The 15,612-nt window shown below is 51.0% G+C and carries 15 protein-coding genes; 7 read left to right on the forward strand and 8 right to left on the reverse strand.

Going from position 1 to position 15,612, the window contains the following annotated elements:
* Positions 1–17 precede the first annotated feature (17 nt).
* From amrB to FMR86_RS03620, 4 genes are all read right to left on the reverse strand, one after another.
* A complete protein-coding gene (amrB, locus tag FMR86_RS03605) occupies positions 18–830 on the reverse strand; it encodes an AmmeMemoRadiSam system protein B (RefSeq protein ID WP_163349713.1) in 813 nt (270 codons plus the stop codon).
* An 18-nt stretch (positions 831–848) separates the two neighbouring features.
* Positions 849–4,268, reverse strand: coding sequence for a tetratricopeptide repeat protein (locus tag FMR86_RS03610; protein ID WP_373682447.1), 3,420 nt, complete (start codon positions 4,266–4,268; stop codon positions 849–851).
* A 63-nt stretch (positions 4,269–4,331) separates the two neighbouring features.
* Entirely contained in the window at positions 4,332–5,348 is a 1,017-nt protein-coding gene (locus FMR86_RS03615) for a sigma-54-dependent Fis family transcriptional regulator (RefSeq protein ID WP_163349714.1), read from the reverse strand.
* A gap of 203 nt (positions 5,349–5,551) precedes the next feature.
* A complete protein-coding gene (locus FMR86_RS03620; protein WP_163349715.1) occupies positions 5,552–6,955 on the reverse strand; it encodes a sugar porter family MFS transporter in 1,404 nt (467 codons plus the stop codon).
* A 195-nt stretch (positions 6,956–7,150) separates the two neighbouring features.
* Between FMR86_RS03620 and FMR86_RS03625 the strand changes: the two genes are divergently transcribed.
* Together FMR86_RS03625 and FMR86_RS20795 are read left to right on the forward strand one after the other, a co-directional pair.
* Positions 7,151–7,420, forward strand: a complete 270-nt coding sequence (locus tag FMR86_RS03625; protein WP_163349716.1) for a type II toxin-antitoxin system Phd/YefM family antitoxin — start codon at positions 7,151–7,153, stop codon at positions 7,418–7,420.
* 1 nt (position 7,421) lies between these two features.
* A complete protein-coding gene (locus FMR86_RS20795) occupies positions 7,422–7,739 on the forward strand; it encodes a type II toxin-antitoxin system RelE/ParE family toxin (protein WP_163349717.1) in 318 nt (105 codons plus the stop codon).
* Positions 7,740–7,896: 157 nt separating this feature from the next.
* Here the strand turns inward: FMR86_RS20795 and FMR86_RS03635 are convergent, their stop codons facing one another.
* Positions 7,897–9,303 (reverse strand): NAD(P)/FAD-dependent oxidoreductase, encoded by a 1,407-nt coding sequence (locus FMR86_RS03635; protein WP_163349718.1) that lies wholly within the window; start codon positions 9,301–9,303, stop codon positions 7,897–7,899.
* A 247-nt stretch (positions 9,304–9,550) separates the two neighbouring features.
* Between FMR86_RS03635 and FMR86_RS03640 the strand changes: the two genes are divergently transcribed.
* From FMR86_RS03640 to FMR86_RS03655, 4 genes are all read left to right on the forward strand, one after another.
* Complete coding sequence (locus FMR86_RS03640) at positions 9,551–9,982, forward strand: Rrf2 family transcriptional regulator (RefSeq protein WP_163349719.1); 432 nt, start codon at positions 9,551–9,553, stop codon at positions 9,980–9,982.
* Between the two features lie 164 nt (positions 9,983–10,146).
* Entirely contained in the window at positions 10,147–10,602 is a 456-nt protein-coding gene (locus tag FMR86_RS03645) for a DUF1499 domain-containing protein (protein ID WP_163349720.1), read from the forward strand.
* Positions 10,603–10,626: 24 nt separating this feature from the next.
* Entirely contained in the window at positions 10,627–11,910 is a 1,284-nt protein-coding gene (locus FMR86_RS03650; protein ID WP_163349721.1) for an agmatine/peptidylarginine deiminase, read from the forward strand.
* A gap of 111 nt (positions 11,911–12,021) precedes the next feature.
* Positions 12,022–12,456, forward strand: a complete 435-nt coding sequence (locus FMR86_RS03655; RefSeq protein ID WP_163349722.1) for a rhodanese-like domain-containing protein — start codon at positions 12,022–12,024, stop codon at positions 12,454–12,456.
* A gap of 461 nt (positions 12,457–12,917) precedes the next feature.
* On the opposite strand, the gene folE2 is transcribed toward FMR86_RS03655, so the two are convergent.
* The 3 genes from folE2 to FMR86_RS03670 form a co-directional block, all read right to left on the reverse strand.
* On the reverse strand, positions 12,918–13,688 hold the full coding sequence (gene folE2 / locus FMR86_RS03660) for a GTP cyclohydrolase FolE2 (protein WP_163349723.1): 771 nt from the start codon (positions 13,686–13,688) through the stop codon (positions 12,918–12,920).
* A gap of 111 nt (positions 13,689–13,799) precedes the next feature.
* Complete coding sequence (gene nikR, locus FMR86_RS03665) at positions 13,800–14,219, reverse strand: nickel-responsive transcriptional regulator NikR (protein ID WP_163349724.1); 420 nt, start codon at positions 14,217–14,219, stop codon at positions 13,800–13,802.
* Between the two features lie 15 nt (positions 14,220–14,234).
* Positions 14,235–14,906 carry a methyltransferase gene (locus tag FMR86_RS03670; RefSeq protein WP_163349725.1) on the reverse strand — a complete coding sequence of 224 codons (672 nt, stop codon included), beginning with the start codon at positions 14,904–14,906 and terminating at the stop codon, positions 14,235–14,237.
* A 287-nt stretch (positions 14,907–15,193) separates the two neighbouring features.
* Between FMR86_RS03670 and gcvH the strand changes: the two genes are divergently transcribed.
* Positions 15,194–15,574, forward strand: a complete 381-nt coding sequence (gene gcvH, locus FMR86_RS03675) for a glycine cleavage system protein GcvH (protein WP_163349726.1) — start codon at positions 15,194–15,196, stop codon at positions 15,572–15,574.
* Positions 15,575–15,612: the final 38 nt, after the last annotated feature.

A 15,612-nucleotide genomic window follows, 5' to 3' on the forward strand; every position in this document is an offset into this window, starting at 1 on the left:
CAAGGGCTGGAGGACATTTAAGAGACGATGACTCCCGCATAGGCTACAACACGTTCGTAATCCCCGGTGGCTTTGCCGGAATTGGTATAATCAACAAGTCTGCCGGAAGTGGCTCCGAGGGCTTTGGCTGCAAACATCCCCATGGTCATGGGCAGGACCCCGCACATGCTGATCTGGTTGGATGAAACAATGGAATAAAGGTCGGAAGGATCCATGCGGATGATGGCTTCAAGGGCCATGGAATCGAGCTTCTTGGCCTGATCAGCGGAAATAAAATGACTCATATCCGAACTGACGACCATGGAAATGGGCTCCGGCTGATCCTGCATGATTTTCGCAATGGCTTCCCCGGCCTTGCGCAGATTTGTGGGCGAGGCTTCGGAAACACAGACCGGGACAATTTTAGTGTCCGGATTGAGGTAGTGCAGAAAAGGCACGACCACTTCAAGGGAATGTTCCCGCGAATGGGCCTTTTCATTGGAGCTGAACCCGGCCCCGCTCTCGATCAGCTTTGCGGCCAGTTCTTCGTCCACATCCAGCCTACCGCCGGGAAATTCCCAGCTGCCCGTATCCCAGACCGAAAGGGGCGAGCCAAGCCCGGTATGGTTTGGCCCGAGCAGAAATACCGTGGATGCCAGCTTGCTCTGCCCGAGGGTCTTGCCGCACGGCTCACCGGAAAACACATACCCGGCATGGGGAACCATGACCAGACGGTCCACAGGGCGGTCTTTATCTGCTTCCGGGGTACCGGTATACATTTCAAGCTCCCTGCGAAGCTGGTCAGGACTGTCCGGATAAAAACGTCCGGCTACTACGGGCTGTCTGTTCATGATTACCTGCCTTAAAAATTATTGAAATACCGGATCCGGCTGAAATTTGGAGGCATCCTGCTCAATCTTATGGGTTGCCAGTGCGGATGTTGCCAGACGTCCGTAAAGATCGCCCGGTTTCTTCTCGGCCACTTCTTCCATCAGCTTTTTCCATTCAGCTGTGGCCCCGGCCTTTTCATAAAGCTGGGCCAACCGGAAACGGGATGAAGCCCACTCAGGATCTTCAAGAGGGATATATTTGTCATATTCCGCAGCCCACTTGAGTGCTTCCCGGTATCGACCGGAACTTTCCGCCGCAAAAATAGTCATCAGGATGCAGTCCTTGATCTTCTCCCGGTCCCCTCCGGTCCCTAGAAGCATGGACAGGGCTTCCTGCGCGTAGACAAAGACTTTCTTCAAATCCTTTTTCTTCATGGACGATTTGGCCATGTAATACATGGCATAAGCGCGTGAAGATTCAGGCAGCAGCAGATTGGAAGCCAGCCCGGCCCAAAGCGGGGTGCTGCGCTCGGTCTCGCCGAGATTTTCATAGGCCATGGCCTGCGCGTATTCTATATGAACCTTCTGTTTGGGATCAAGTTTCCAGCCGCCCTTGGCGAGATCCACCAGTTCGGTAACCTTGCTCCATGCCTGCTCATCCACATAAATACCGAGAGCCATATCAAGGGCCATGGCCGAGTATTTGGGAATCTCCTCGCCCTGCAGATAGCGGTCGATCAGCTCCAGAGCTTTCTGCGGCTGACCTTTTTTCCAGAAACTGAGGGCCACGCCGAGACGGGTTTCGTCATTTACGTCTTTGCCGTCATTATTCTGCTTGGCGTATTTATTCCAGTAGCTGACTACCCGTCCGTAATTTTCATCCTTGACCAGTTCCGGCACGGCCTTGTCAAAAACCCTTGTACCCAGTTCGCTGGCCCGGTCACGCAGACCGCTGCGCGGATACTTGTCCAGAAAATCATTCACCGCACCGAGGCAGTCACCATACTTTTTATTCCAGTAGTACCACATGCCAAGCTTGAGCTGGGCCAGCGGTGCCAGCGGACTTTCAGGAAATTTCTCAATAATATGGGTATAAATCTTCTGGGGCCGCAGGTTGTAGGGGCGGTCAAAAACCTTATCCATCTGGCTCATGCTGGGATCATCATAAATCCCTTCCTCGGCCAGACGCATCATGGCGACCAGTCCGCCTTCCCTGTCCGGGAACTCCTTGGCCGCTTTTTCGTAAATTTCCTTGGCCGCAGACTTATCCCCGGTCTTCAGGTAAATATCACCGATGCGGGCCAGCACGATATCCGCTTCCGGGGCTTCCGGGGAAAGGTTGTAGTAGGCCCAGTAGTTTTCCCGCGCATCATCAATTTTGCCCAGCCTGTTCTGGGTGTTGGCCGACATGAGCAGGAAATGCAGGTCTTCGATATAAAAACGGGGCCAGCGTTTATCGATATAGTCGATAATCTGGAAAGCCTGTTCATCATAACCGAGGGCATCCAGAGCCTTGGCCAGACCGAGCGCGGCATCACGAACAATCTTGCTGTCCGGATACATCTGCACCAGATACTGGAACTGGTCCGCAGCCTTCTCGTAATCCTTCATACCGAGATAATATTCACCCCAGTAGTAGCTGATGTAGGGAATATTGGGGTCGTTGGGATACTGGGATTTGAGCAGGTTAAAATAAGCCTTGGCCTCAGGCATGTTGCCCACCTTGAGGTTCAGCAACCCCAGATTAAGCAGGGCCATGGGCACATTGGGCGACTTGGTGTCGGCGTTCATGGCCTCCATCCAGGCACTTGCTATCTCCCCGTAATTATCAGCCAATGCTTCACGGTGCATTTCAGTAAGAGCTTCGGCCTTGCCGTAAAGAGCGCGCAACCGCATCTCCTGCGGCAAACCCTGCATCAAAGAGACTTCAGTAAACCCGGCCATTGCGGCCTCAATTTCACCTTCATCCAAGGCTCCTTCGGCAGCAAGCAGAACCCCTTTGGCAACCTTCATCCGATCCTCAGGACTGAGTTCTTTTTCACCTTCAGCCCCTTCTTCACCCTCGATGCCAGCCTCATCTTCGGAAAGCTGATCAGCATCCTCCACCGGATAGGCATCGGAATCACTGGCGTCCTGCTCGCCTTCAACAGCCTCATCGCGCACATCAGCGTCTAAATCAGTTTCAGGAGCAACCTCACCACTCACTTCACCCTGCCCTTCATCTTCAAGGGCAGGATAATCGGTAGCTTCAAAAGAATCACCATCCTGCGACGGAGGGGAGACCTGACCGGACGCACCGGAAACGCTACCGGAAGCCTGCCCTTCCTGAGACGGGGGGGGAGCAATACTGCCGGAAACACTGCCTGAGGCACTACCACCGGATTGCTGCGGAGGCTCAACCGCACCGGACGCGGACTCGCCTTCGGGAAATTCTTCTTCGTAAGCCGCTTCCTCCACGCCGGAAGCTTCATCTACAGACTCATCTGCGGGGGGCGGAGCTATCGCACCTCCTGCCGCACCGCCACCGGAGGGCGGCTCAATTTCACCACCGACCTGCCCGCCTGTCTGACCTCCAATCAGGCCTCCGGCACTTCCACCGTCATTGCCGTTAACAGGTACACGGCGGGCACTGCCTCCGGCGCGAGCCGGCGGCAGGGAAGTATCCACAGGCTTGGCCTGTCCCGGACCGACGTTAGCTACCGGAGCACGGTAGGTATAAGGCACGGAATAAAAAGGACGTTTCGTGGGTTGAACCGGAACCTGCTGCACCGGTTCCTGTGCTTCCTGTGCCTGCAGGAGTTCCTGCTTAAGCTGCGGGGACTCTTCGTCTTCCGGCAGATCAACTTCATCAATAACAGGAGGCTGAGGAGCTTTCTGTTTTACTTCAGCCGTGGCAGCCTTTTGAGCAGAAGCTTTGCGGGCGGCTGCGGCCTTGGCTTTTTTATCCGCTGCTCGCTTTGCTGCGACTTTTTTACGGGCGGCCTCTTTAGCAGCAGCCTTTTTACGGGCAGCTTTCTTACGCTCGGCCTCGCGTTTCGCTTTTTCTTTGGGAGAACGCCATTTGGAACCGATGGGATCACGGAAGAACTGAATCAACATCTGCCCGTTGCCCGCAGGCATACGGATAAAGCCGAAACCGCTGGTCCGGGTTCCGATAGTGATGGAGCTTGGCCCGACCTTCAGGGAACTGACTAAGCGTAAAGATGAAAGCGGAGCCGGAGTAGGCTGTTTTTCGCCTTTGAGCGCGTTTTTGGGAAAAGAAATGGTGATCTGCTGCCGCCCGGTTCGGGCAACTTTTCCGGAAAGGTTCTTCTGGTCAAAGACAAGACGGATGGAGTCCATGTCGGCCTTGGTATCTATAAAATACTCCAAGGCATAACCCGGATGGGGGCAGGCAAACCAGAAAACGGCCGCCAGAAAAAGGGTCCGGAAGACTCCGGTAAGTCGGCTGAGCGTCACAATCAGTTATCGTTGCAATATTCCTGCCTACCCCTCAGAAAACCCACACTTTTTTTAAAATTATTATACTTCAAGGTTCCTCTTCTTGATCTTTTCGATAAGCGTGGTCCGCTTTACCCCGAGGAGTTCGGCAGCCTTGTTTTTCACGCCTGCGGCCTTTTCAAGGGCCTCAATCATGAGCCGGTCCTCGATCTTTTCCAGAAAATCCTTAAGTCCAGTGGCTCCCTGCTCTTCCATATCCGCAAGGGTCGGCCAGTTGAAGCCCACAGGCTGCATGAGTTCGGCAACCTTTTTCTTGGGTTCCTTGCCCACATCCTTCCAGATTTTTTCCGGCAGGTCGTCGGGAACGATCTCATCCTCATCGCAGAGGATGCACATGCGCTCCATGAAATTTTCCAGCTCACGGACATTGCCGGGCCAGGTGTAGGAGACAAGCATATCCGCTGCATCGGACTGGATGGCAAGTTCTTCCATATCCTTATCTTCGCAGAAACGGCTAAGGAAATGCTTTGCCAGCAGAAGAACATCTCCGCCCCTTTCGCGCAGCGGCGGCAGATGCATGGGAATAACATTGAGGCGATAGAAAAGGTCCTCACGGAACCTTCCGGCAGCGACCTCGGTTTCAAGGTCACGGTTGGTTGCGGCCACGATGCGCACATCCACCTTCTTAATGGAAGTTCCGCCGACCCGCTCGATTTCCTTTTCCTGCAAAACCCTCAGAATCTTGACCTGCAGGCTAAGGTCCATTTCCCCGATTTCATCAAGGAAGATGGTTCCGCCGTCAGCCAGCTCAAAACGTCCCGGACGGGAGCGCACCGCATGGGTGAAGGCCCCTTTCTCATGCCCGAAAAGTTCGGATTCCAGCAATTCCTTGGGAATGGCCCCGCAGTTTACCGGAACAAAAGGCTTTTCCTTGCGTTTGCTGTTGCGGTGCAAGGCACGCACAAGCAGCTCCTTACCCGTGCCGGACTCCCCGGTGACCAGCACGGTACTGTCTGTGGGCGCTACCTTTGCGAGAATCGCAAAGACCTCCTTTAGCGCAGGACTGTTTCCAATTATTCCACCCAAATTAAGAGCCATTAGGCCTCCAAAATTATTCTAATCCGGGGAACTTTTATAGTTCGGTTCCGCCTTGTACGGACTGATCCATCATATATAAATGGACAACCCTACACATTCACTGTCAATGAAATGACGCAAAGTCAATATGCAAGTGAATTTTTCTTACAAAAATCAATTAAAAAACAGCTGAATATCCACTTTTTTGCTCCAAAAAAGAAAAATTACTCCATATCCTCAAGCTCCCGGCCCCGGGTTTCGCGAACCAGAAACATGACAAAGAAAAATGAAACCGCCGCGAAAACCGCGTAAACGGAATAGGTAAATCCAAGCCCGGCCCATTGCACAAGGGAAGGAAAAGAAGCGGAGACAATAAAGTTAGCCACCCATTGCGCCCCGGCACCGAGAGCAAGTGCCGAAGCACGGATGCGGTTGTTGAACATCTCTCCCAGCAACACCCAGACCACCGGGCCCCATGAAAATCCAAAGCAGAAAACATAGAGGTTTGCCGAATAAAGGGCGGTGGTAGCAGAGCTACCGCTCAGCACCGGATGCCCGGCAGCATCGAGCGGCGCATGACCGAACAGGTAAGCCAGAACCCCGAGGGTAATCACCATCCCGGCAGACCCGGCCAAGAGCAGCGGCTTGCGCCCAACCCTATCGATAAGTGCGATGGCCACCAGCGTGGTGACGATGTTCACAACTCCGGTAATCACTGTAATCCACAGGGAATTTTCCTCGGAAAACCCCACACTGCGCCAGAGCATGGATCCGTAGTAAAATATAACGTTGATACCCACAAACTGCTGCAGCACAGAAAGCCCGAGGCCGACCCAGACAATGGGTTTAAAACCGACTTTGCCTTTAATTGCCGCAAAACTGGCCTTGCCTTCAGATTTAAGGGTGACTTTGATCTCCTCGATCTTTTCCAGCACGCTCTCACCAAGCACCCGGCCAAGAATTTTTTCAGCTTCATCCTCCCGCCCTGTGCCGATGAGATAACGCGGTGATTCGGGAATCATCATAGCCGCAAAGCCGTAGAGCAAGGCGGGCGGAACCTCGGCCCAGAACATCCAGCACCATGTTTCAAAGCCGAGCCAGAGCACATTATCCGCTGAACCTCCGGCCAGCCCCACCAGCATGTAATTACTGAGCATGGCCACAAAAATCCCGACCACAATGGCAAGCTGCTGCAAAGAACCGAAACTTCCGCGCAGATTGGCCGGGGAAATCTCCGCGATATAGGCCGGGGTTATGGCACTGGCCAGCCCGATGCCGACCCCGCCGAGAAAACGCCAGAAAATAAAATCCCAGACAGTAAAAGGAAGCCCGGCCCCGATTCCGCTGACAGTAAAAAGAAATGCCGAAATCAGCATGGGTTTGATGCGCCCGTAACGATCGGAAACAGGCCCGGAAAGCAAAGCCCCGATGGCCGACCCCACCAGCGCGAGAGAAACAGACATACCCACCAGAACCGGGCCGACCTTGAAATGATCACCCAGCGCAACCACCGCGCCGTTGATTACCGCGGTATCAAAGCCGAAAAGAAAGCCGCCAAGGGCTGCGGCTGCGGATATAAGCAGGACGAAAATTACGGACGCGGATTGTTTTGGGGCGGGGGAAGTCATAAAAGTCCTCGTGAGAAATAATTGGATTCATCGTTAAACAACATAGAACACAATATAATTCGGTAACATACTCAGAAGCGTGTGTCATTTCAAATTGGTTAATTTACTTTTGAGCTGACAACACCTTGACCACACCTAAATTAAGACCTAAATTAAGACTACAATAAAGACCTAAAAAACTTACAGGAAAACACCATGAAATTATCAGAACAGGTCAAACCGATCAGCTATTTAAAAAATAACACCTCCAAGGTTTTCAAAGAAGTACGCGAGAAACGTGAACCCTACTTCATCACTCAAAACGGTGAAGCCAAAGTGGTTGTGCAGGATATCCGCGAATATGAAAAAACACAGGAGACTCTTGCTCTGCTTAAAATCCTTGCCCATGGCGAAAAGCAATTTGCTGAAGGGAAATTCGAAGATGCCGATTCTGTTTTCGATGAGTTGCTAAACGAGCTTGAATAAGATGAAAATCAATATATCCAAAGCAGCAAAACAGGATTTAAAAAATATTAGTTTTTATATCAGTGAAAACGACTGCACAGAACAAGCTCGTGAAACTATTATTAGACTCAGAAAGGCCATCGACAGCTTGCAACAGCTTCCGAAAAGAGGAGTTCGGGTTCGGGAACTGGTTGCGCTCGGACAAAAGTCCTATAGAGAGATTTTCTGTGATACTTACCGTATTATCTACAGAGTATATGACACTTCTCTCCGCGTGTACTTAGTAGTCGACAAACGCCGAGACCTCCTTCCTTTACTGACTCAAAGACGCATAGACTAAAAAAGGAGACACCGACACAAAGTCAGTATCTCCCATTCTTTTATCGAACGATCCTCCAGTTAACCACCAAAACCAACTATTAAAAGTTTTGGGGAAAGGAGTGCAGAGGAAAACACTTTTTACAAAAAGGGTTTTCCTTTGCCCGCCGGAGGCATTCTTACTTCTTAGCCCGCGCAGCAATCTCTTTAGCGGGAATAATTCCGGTAGCGGAAGCGGAAACAATGTTTCCGGCCACACCGGGACCGTCACCGGCCACGAAAAGACCTTCGAGGGCGGTTTCGAGCTGGTTGCTGGTTTCCACCTGAGTGGAGAAGAACTTGATTTCCGGTGCGTAGAGCAATGTTTCTTCGTTGGCGACACCGGGCACTACGTCATTGAGACGCTCAAGGCCTTCGATAAGGTTGCGCACGATACGCTCAGGCAGGGCCATGGCGATATCACCGCAGGTAACATTCTTCATGGTCGGCTCTACAAAGCTGTTGCGCACACGGTTCCATGTGGAACGGCGACCGCGCTTGAGATCACCGAAACGCTGCAGGATGGGTTTGCCGCCACCGATGATGGTAGCCAGCTTGCCGATGGATTCACCGTAGGCCTGATTGTCGGTAACAGGCTCTTCAAGCACAACCTTGGACAGGAAGGCGAAGTTGGTGTTCTCAGACTTCTTGTCCATGTAGGCATGGCCGTTTACGCAAACAAAATCCTGATAGTTTTCAAGGGCCACGAACCCGCCCTGATTGGTGCAGAAAGTACGCACCTGATCATCATAGGTGTTGGTACGGATGAAGAAGGTTGGATCATAGATCACGGAACAGAGATCACGCATGATGTCGCCGTGAACTTCCACGCGCACACCTACTTCGATACCGCGCTGGGTAATGGCGAGATCATGCTTCTTGGCAACACTGCCCATCCACTCGGAACCGACACGGCCCGGGGCGAGGATAACGTTCTTGGCCTTGTATTCACCTTTCTTGGTAACTACCCCGGCCAGCTCGCCGTTTTCGATGAGAATGTCTTCAACATGCTCACCGGTGCGGAAAGTCACACCTTTCTCCATACAATATTCAGCCATTCCGGCAATATGACCGGGCAGGTTGTCACTGCCGAGATGCTTCTGCTTGATCAGCAACAGGTCGATGCCGTGCTTGAGGGCATCTTTGCGGATATTTTTGGCTTCTTCCATGTTGGTAGGGTAAACCTGACCGTCCATGTTGAAGCGGTTGAAAATTTCTTCGGTTTCATCGATGAGGGCTTTAGCCTCGGAAACCGACATGAACTGGGTAAGGTCGGTCTTACCGAGCTTGTGAATATAATTGAGCTTGCCGTCGGAAAAAAGGCCAGCCCCGCCCACGCCGGAAAGGATGTTACAGGGTTTGCATTTAATGCATTCCTGATCCCCGGTAATGGGACAATGTCTTTTGAGGGACGCCTTTCCCTTTTCAATGACCAGAACATCAAGATCAGTGTTCTCGCCAAGGTAATAGGCTGCGAAAAGCCCTGCAGGACCGCCGCCGACAATAATTACATCAAACTCTTTTTTCCCGTTCTCTTTCGGGCTCATAATATTCTCCAGTATTGGTCTTTTAGGCCTGCATTACACAACCCGCGCAGGCATGCCAATATACGCTTTTACCCAGAGATTATCAAAAACACAAGGACTTATTATTTTTTCACAACTACGCAAAGAAACCCATTCAAAACAGCATGTTACTTAGTTCTAAACACATATTCATCCCTATCAGATCCATAATCCTTGACCCGGAGCGATTACTTTTCTACATAATCGACTAAACCAAGAAGGAAATTTCATGAGACTGACAACAAGAAGCAGATACGGAACCCGAATGATACTGGACATCGCCATGCATTGCACCGCAGGCCCGGTCCGTATCAGTGACATTGCCAGCCGTCAGGGACTTTCAACAAAATACCTTGAAAAACTTATTCGCGAATTGAAAAAAGCCGGATTTATTTCCAGCAAGCGTGGCCCCGGCGGCGGACACACTCTGGCCATGCCCCCGGAAGACATCAGCGTCGGTGATGTAGTCAGAAGCCTTGAAGGCGAAGCCGGACTGGTGGAATGCCTAGATAACGACGAACTCTGCATGCGAATAGACAACTGCCCCACCCGTGAGGTCTGGATCAAGGCCAGCAGAGCCATGTATGCGGCCCTTGATGAGATTTCCATTGCCGACCTGCTCAAGGAAGGCTCTTTCTGTATCCGCACCAACCCCACGTAAAACTACCTCACATAGACTTTTCCACCCTGGCCTGTTTCACGCAGGTCAGGGTTTTCTTTTGTTACGAACAAAGTTTTCCACAAGATGTTCATAACTCCACCGTATTTTCAAAGCCTTACTTATTTTCTTGCATATGGAGTGGATAATACCTTAACCTCCTGCTTATGATTTACAAACTAAGCGCATTAATCGTCATCGTCTGCATTGCCGCACTGTTCACTGCGGCCCATTTCTCTTCCCTTCCGCAAAATATTGGAATAACCGGCGGTAAACTATCCCCCTGCCCGGACAGTCCCAATTGCGTATCCTCTCAGGAAAACGACCAAAAACACGCCACGCCGGCAATCAAAGCCAGCGGCCCCAGCAAACAGGTCATGAAAAATCTGCGTAAATGCGTTCGAAAAATGGGCGGCAAAATAAAAACACCCAAGGGGCCCTATCTGCACGCTGAATTCAGGAGCAAGCTATTCCGCTTTGTGGATGATCTGGAATGTGTTTATGACGAAGTGGAAGGTAAGATAGAAGTCCGTTCCGCAGCCCGGCTCGGCTATTCAGATTTCGGGGTCAACCGTAAACGGGTGGAAGAACTGCGCAGATTGTTTGAAGCTGAAAATAAATAAGCATAAAAACAGGGAGGTGGTATTATGCTGAAATCAGGGAAAATATTTTTTCTACTTGCGGCCGCTATTATTCTATCCGCAACAGCAGCATACGGAGGGGAATGGCGATTTCCCGGTGAATTCGAAAAACAGGAACGGGTCTATCTCGGCTGGCTGAGCAAAGAATATGTGAAAGGATACCGCACGGATGACGTCCTGCTCCAGATAGCTGAAAACCTTGCTCCGCATACGGATATCACCATCTGCATTCCCGAAGAGGGCCAGCGCGAACATGTGCTCTCTTTATTAAAAAAGAAAAAACTGGACCTGAGCAAAATCTCATTCCAGACCATCCCCTTTACCATGCTCTACTGGCGTGATTTCGGTCCCATTTTCACGGTAAATAAACAGGGGCAAAAAAGCATTGCCGACTTCGGCTTCAACTGCTGGGGCTACTTTCCGCAGTCGGACACCCAGTCCCGGATAATGGAACGGGTTGACCGGGATATCGCGAAACAACGCAAACTCCCCTACCGCATGACCAGACTGGTCAGTGAAGGCGGCGACCGGGAATTAAACGGCAAAGGGACCATTCTGGTCACCGAAGCCTGCGAGTTCCAGCGTAACCCGAACCTTTCCCGCGCGGACATTGAAGCGGAACTGAAAGAGATGCTGGGCGTGACCAACGTCATCTGGCTGAAAAAGGGCACCGTTGACGACGATGCCTACAACGTCAGCACCCTGCCCGGACCGGACGGCAAGGGCGTGGCCTATCGCAGTGCCGCAGCCAACAACCACATGGACGAATATTGCCGTTTCATATCCCCGGACACAATCCTGCTGGCTGAAGTAAGTGAAGAGGAAGCGGCTCACGGTCCGGTTGAAGCGGAAAACCGCCGCCGCATGGAAGAAAATTATAATATTTTGAAAAACGCCGTTGATCAGGACGGAAAGAAATTCAAGATCATCCGCATCCCCATGCCGGAAACTTTGTACTTCGAAGTTACCCCGCAGGATGAAGCATACTACGGGCTGGTCTCCTTCCCCCGGTTCTCGGACGGAACAGCCTTCCCTGTGGGACAGTCGGTACAGGTTGTCCCGGCCCAGAGCTACTGCAACTTCCTGATTTCAAACGGTGTGGTTCTGGCCCAGAAATACTGGCACGAGGGTCTGCCCGAAAAAGTAAAGCAGCGAGACGCCGAAGCCCTTGCGGTGTTGCAAAAGGCTTTCCCGGACCGCAAAGTGGTGACCATCAACACCCTTGGGATCAACTTCGGGGGCGGCGGAATCCACTGCTCCACGCAACAGGAACCGTATACAGGCAAGTAGTATAGATTAATTCAGTCTTATTTTTGGACAACTATCAGCTTTTAATATTCGACGAATTCTCCTGCCTGAGCTTAATGGTTGAAGCTAAACCATAATCAGGAGGAGAAACAAATGAGTATTACCAGAAAAGCAGTTGTGCTGTTTGGAGCCGCAGCAATTTTTGTGTGCCTTGCAGCCAATGCATTTGCCATGAAAGACAGCTACAATTACATGAGCCCGGTTTCTTTGCAGAAAGCAATTGAAACCAAGGCTGATGTTGCTATCGTGGATATTCAGGTTGCGGATGAGTTCAAATCCCATCATATCAAGGGAGCAATTGAAACCTGCGCTTACCCCGTAAAGAGTGATGTGGACACAAAAAAACTCGACGCCTCCCTGAACAGCCTTAAAGGCTCAGATCAGCCCATCGTGGTAATCTGCCCGCGCGGCAAAGGCGGAGCTGAAAGAACCGTCAACTACTTCGCCAAACAGGGAATCGCTCCCTACCGTTTGTTCATCCTCACCAACGGCCAGGACGGCTGGCCGTATGCTGTTGAAAAGAATTAGTTTTAACAACTTATCCAAAAGATAAAAACCTCCCGCTGCCTTAGTTCAGCGGGAGGTTTTTTATTATCCAAAAATGTCGCCGCAATCGCTCTATCCATACGGTAAGCAACTGCGGCTGTCGGCGGAGTACAGGTGGGGAAGATTCCCCTCTGCCTCCTTACACATAAAGTAAGTACTCATTCTAGTTTGACAAGGACTGCGACTGATATTTTTTGCGAATTTATGCATATTTTCACAATAAAGCACACCGCAAACACTTTTAGTTCATATTTACAGGAACATACAAACACCGCAATACGCAATAAAAGTAAAAAAACTCCCGTTGTAAATTCCAACGGGAGTTTTCTGTCCTGCAAAGTGTCGCCGCAATCGCTCTATCCATGCGGTGAGCAACTGCGGCTGTCTGCGGAGTTCAGGTGGGGAAGATTCCCCTCTGCCTCCTTACAAATAATAGTAAGTACTTATTCCGGCTTGGCAATACTTGCAAAGGCACAATGATTGTGGATTGATTCAAAACTTTCCACATCAACCTTGTACCAAAGTATTTTCGGATGTTTTTCCAAGCCCATAGCAGCATTGCGAACCACATCTTCAACAAAAGTAGGATTTGAAAAACTTTTTTCGGTAACGTGTTTTTCGTCCTCACGCTTAAGCAGGGAAAACACTTCGCACGACCCTGAAGCCTCGGCAATCTCCACCAGATCCTCAATCCAGACGAATCCTTTGGATTTGGTTTTAATATGCACCACCGCCCGCTGGCTGTGGGCACCTTCGTCACTGATGGCCTTTGAGCAGGGGCAGACGGTCATGACCGGGACTTTCACTCCGAGAGTGAATTCCAGATTATCACCGACCATTTCGCCTTCCACCGTGCATTCATAGCTCATGATGCCTTTACGTCCGCTGACCGGGGATTTCTTTTGCAGACAATACGGAAAGCTGAGTTCCGCATGGGCGCGCTCGGCCTCAAGGCGGCGCAGGATATCGCTGAGCAGGTTGTAAAAACTCTGGTAATCCAGCTCTTCGGACCAGTCCTCAAGAGCTTCCACAAAGCGACTCATGTGGGTGCCTTTAAAATGTGCGGGCAGATCAACGGATAAAGCAACTTTTGCCATGGTGTTCTGGCTGCCGGATTCCCGGTCACGCACCACAAGGGGGAGGGTCAAGTCCCGCACGCCGACCCTGTCAATAGACATGGCCACTTTCGCGGGACTGTTCTGTACGTCTTCCATATTATAAATGCCTTCGGCGACCCTGCCGGGGGCCTTAAACCCTTTTGCAAAAGGGTTTAAGAATCCCAAAACCTTTTATTAAGGCTTCGCCGCCATTTATGTTTTTTACTTTTAAACTAATTCTTCACCAGTAGTAGTCAGACCGAGTTTGCCGTGCTTTACGCCTTTGGTAGAGATGAGGCGGTGGGCCAGCTCCTTGATCTGCTTGCCGTCACCCTTGAGAACCATGACTTCGAGGCAGTTGTCGTGGTCGAGATGGACATGCAGTGTGGACATGATCAGGTCGTGGCTGTCGTGCTGCAACTCAGTGAGCCGCTGGGAAAGACCGCTATGGTGATGGTCGTAGACAAGGGAAAGAGTCCCGGCCATCTGGCCTTCAGTCTCATCCCATTCCTTTTCCACCAGCATGTTGCGGATCAGGTCGCGAATCGCTTCCGAACGGGTCTGGTAGCTTTTCTCGTCACAAAGCTGGTCGAATTTCTCAAGAAGATCGGAATCAAGGGAAACTCCGAAACGTATAGTTTTACCCATTTCAAACCTCCGGAATCATATGGATTTGCCGGGAGTTACCTCCCGGATATTAACGGTCATTTCCGCATTGCAGCAGGCTGCTTTCTCGGTCAGGGGCAGTGCTGTTTTCCAGCCCAGAGCTTCAAGCTTCTCCCAGACCGGAACTGAAACATCGCGTTTCGGCTCGGCCATCCAGATGGTGCCGCCGGGCCTGAGCACCTGCCGGAAAAGCTTCTCCAGCGGATCAAAAAATCTTTTTTCGTAGAGAATATCCCCGCCCCAGATATAATCAAAGGAATGCGGAGCAAGGGACGGCTCCCGCCAATCCATCTGCAGCCAGAGCGGCTGGGAAGTATTGTTGGTGCGCGCATTGTCTTTGGCAAAATAAAGTGGCGGAAGTTCATAATCAAAGGCCACTACATTCGCACCCAGCGATTGCCCGATAACAGCCGTAAGTCCCAGCCCGCAACCGAGATCAAGACATCTGCGACCACGAATCAAATCTGCATTGCGGTGCAGCCATTCACCGAGCAGGACACTGGCAGGCCAGAGTTCCGCCCAGTAGGGAAGCCGCTCATCATCGCCGAATTCATCTTCACCTATCTCATCCCAAAGGGTTTCAAGATCGGCTGTGCGCTCTATTTTCCAGACCCTTCCGGCGGTCTCAACTTCTATTAATTCCCGTTCACCGGAAACATAATCTCTCAATTATTGCACTCCCGTACTCTACTTTCAGACGGCTTAGAAGGTGCCTTATAAGCTGTCTGAGTATGCTTAATTTCGCCAAAACACAAGAGCGCGTAACACGAATTATTGCCCCGCCAAACAATAAAGTCATTTGATTTTAATTTATTAACAATTTTACAGAATATTTTTCTGCAAATTAGCCCTTCCGAAGGCTTTTATTTCTTAAGCAGGAATGCTATCAGTTGCGAGTTATTCACACAGACACGGTCAAAAAACATAAAAATCAGTTTATACAAGAAGGAGGCCCCATGATTCCGCAGGAACTTCTTTACGCCAAATCTCACGAATGGCTCAAGGTTGACGGTGAAAACGGAACTATCGGTATCACCCATTTTGCCCAGGAACAGCTCGGCGACCTTACCTTCGTTGAACTGCCGCAGGAAGGCGACACTTTCGCAGCAGGCGACGAATTCGGTTCCATCGAATCCGTAAAAGCTGCCAGCGAAATGTACGCTCCGGTTGATTGCGAAGTAGTAGCAGTTAACGAAGCACTGGAAGACGCACCCGAGAAAGTCAACGAAGATCCCTACGGTGACGGCTGGCTCATGAAGGTGAAAATCACCGGCCCCACTGACGCACTTCTCGATGCCGCAGCTTACGAAAAGGTAACTGAAGAAGACGCTCACTAATTCGGAGCCGCTCTTTAATATATAGTACACAAACATCC

It is taken from the genome of Desulfovibrio sp. JC010 (assembly GCF_010470675.1).
Lineage (GTDB): Bacteria > Desulfobacterota > Desulfovibrionia > Desulfovibrionales > Desulfovibrionaceae > Maridesulfovibrio.

Coding starts and splice junctions, on each gene's coding strand:
- FMR86_RS03650 (WP_163349721.1), top strand. CDS start 10,627: ATGCTGAAATCAGGGAAAATATTTTTTCTACTTGCGGCCGCTATTATT.
- FMR86_RS03615 (WP_163349714.1), bottom strand. CDS start 5,348: ATGGCTCTTAATTTGGGTGGAATAATTGGAAACAGTCCTGCGCTAAAG.
- folE2 (WP_163349723.1), bottom strand. CDS start 13,688: ATGGAAGACGTACAGAACAGTCCCGCGAAAGTGGCCATGTCTATTGAC.
- FMR86_RS03645 (WP_163349720.1), top strand. CDS start 10,147: ATGATTTACAAACTAAGCGCATTAATCGTCATCGTCTGCATTGCCGCA.
- nikR (WP_163349724.1), bottom strand. CDS start 14,219: ATGGGTAAAACTATACGTTTCGGAGTTTCCCTTGATTCCGATCTTCTT.
- FMR86_RS03640 (WP_163349719.1), top strand. CDS start 9,551: ATGAGACTGACAACAAGAAGCAGATACGGAACCCGAATGATACTGGAC.
- FMR86_RS03620 (WP_163349715.1), bottom strand. CDS start 6,955: ATGACTTCCCCCGCCCCAAAACAATCCGCGTCCGTAATTTTCGTCCTG.
- gcvH (WP_163349726.1), top strand. CDS start 15,194: ATGATTCCGCAGGAACTTCTTTACGCCAAATCTCACGAATGGCTCAAG.
- FMR86_RS03635 (WP_163349718.1), bottom strand. CDS start 9,303: ATGAGCCCGAAAGAGAACGGGAAAAAAGAGTTTGATGTAATTATTGTC.
- FMR86_RS20795 (WP_163349717.1), top strand. CDS start 7,422: ATGAAAATCAATATATCCAAAGCAGCAAAACAGGATTTAAAAAATATT.
- FMR86_RS03655 (WP_163349722.1), top strand. CDS start 12,022: ATGAGTATTACCAGAAAAGCAGTTGTGCTGTTTGGAGCCGCAGCAATT.
- amrB (WP_163349713.1), bottom strand. CDS start 830: ATGAACAGACAGCCCGTAGTAGCCGGACGTTTTTATCCGGACAGTCCT.
- FMR86_RS03625 (WP_163349716.1), top strand. CDS start 7,151: ATGAAATTATCAGAACAGGTCAAACCGATCAGCTATTTAAAAAATAAC.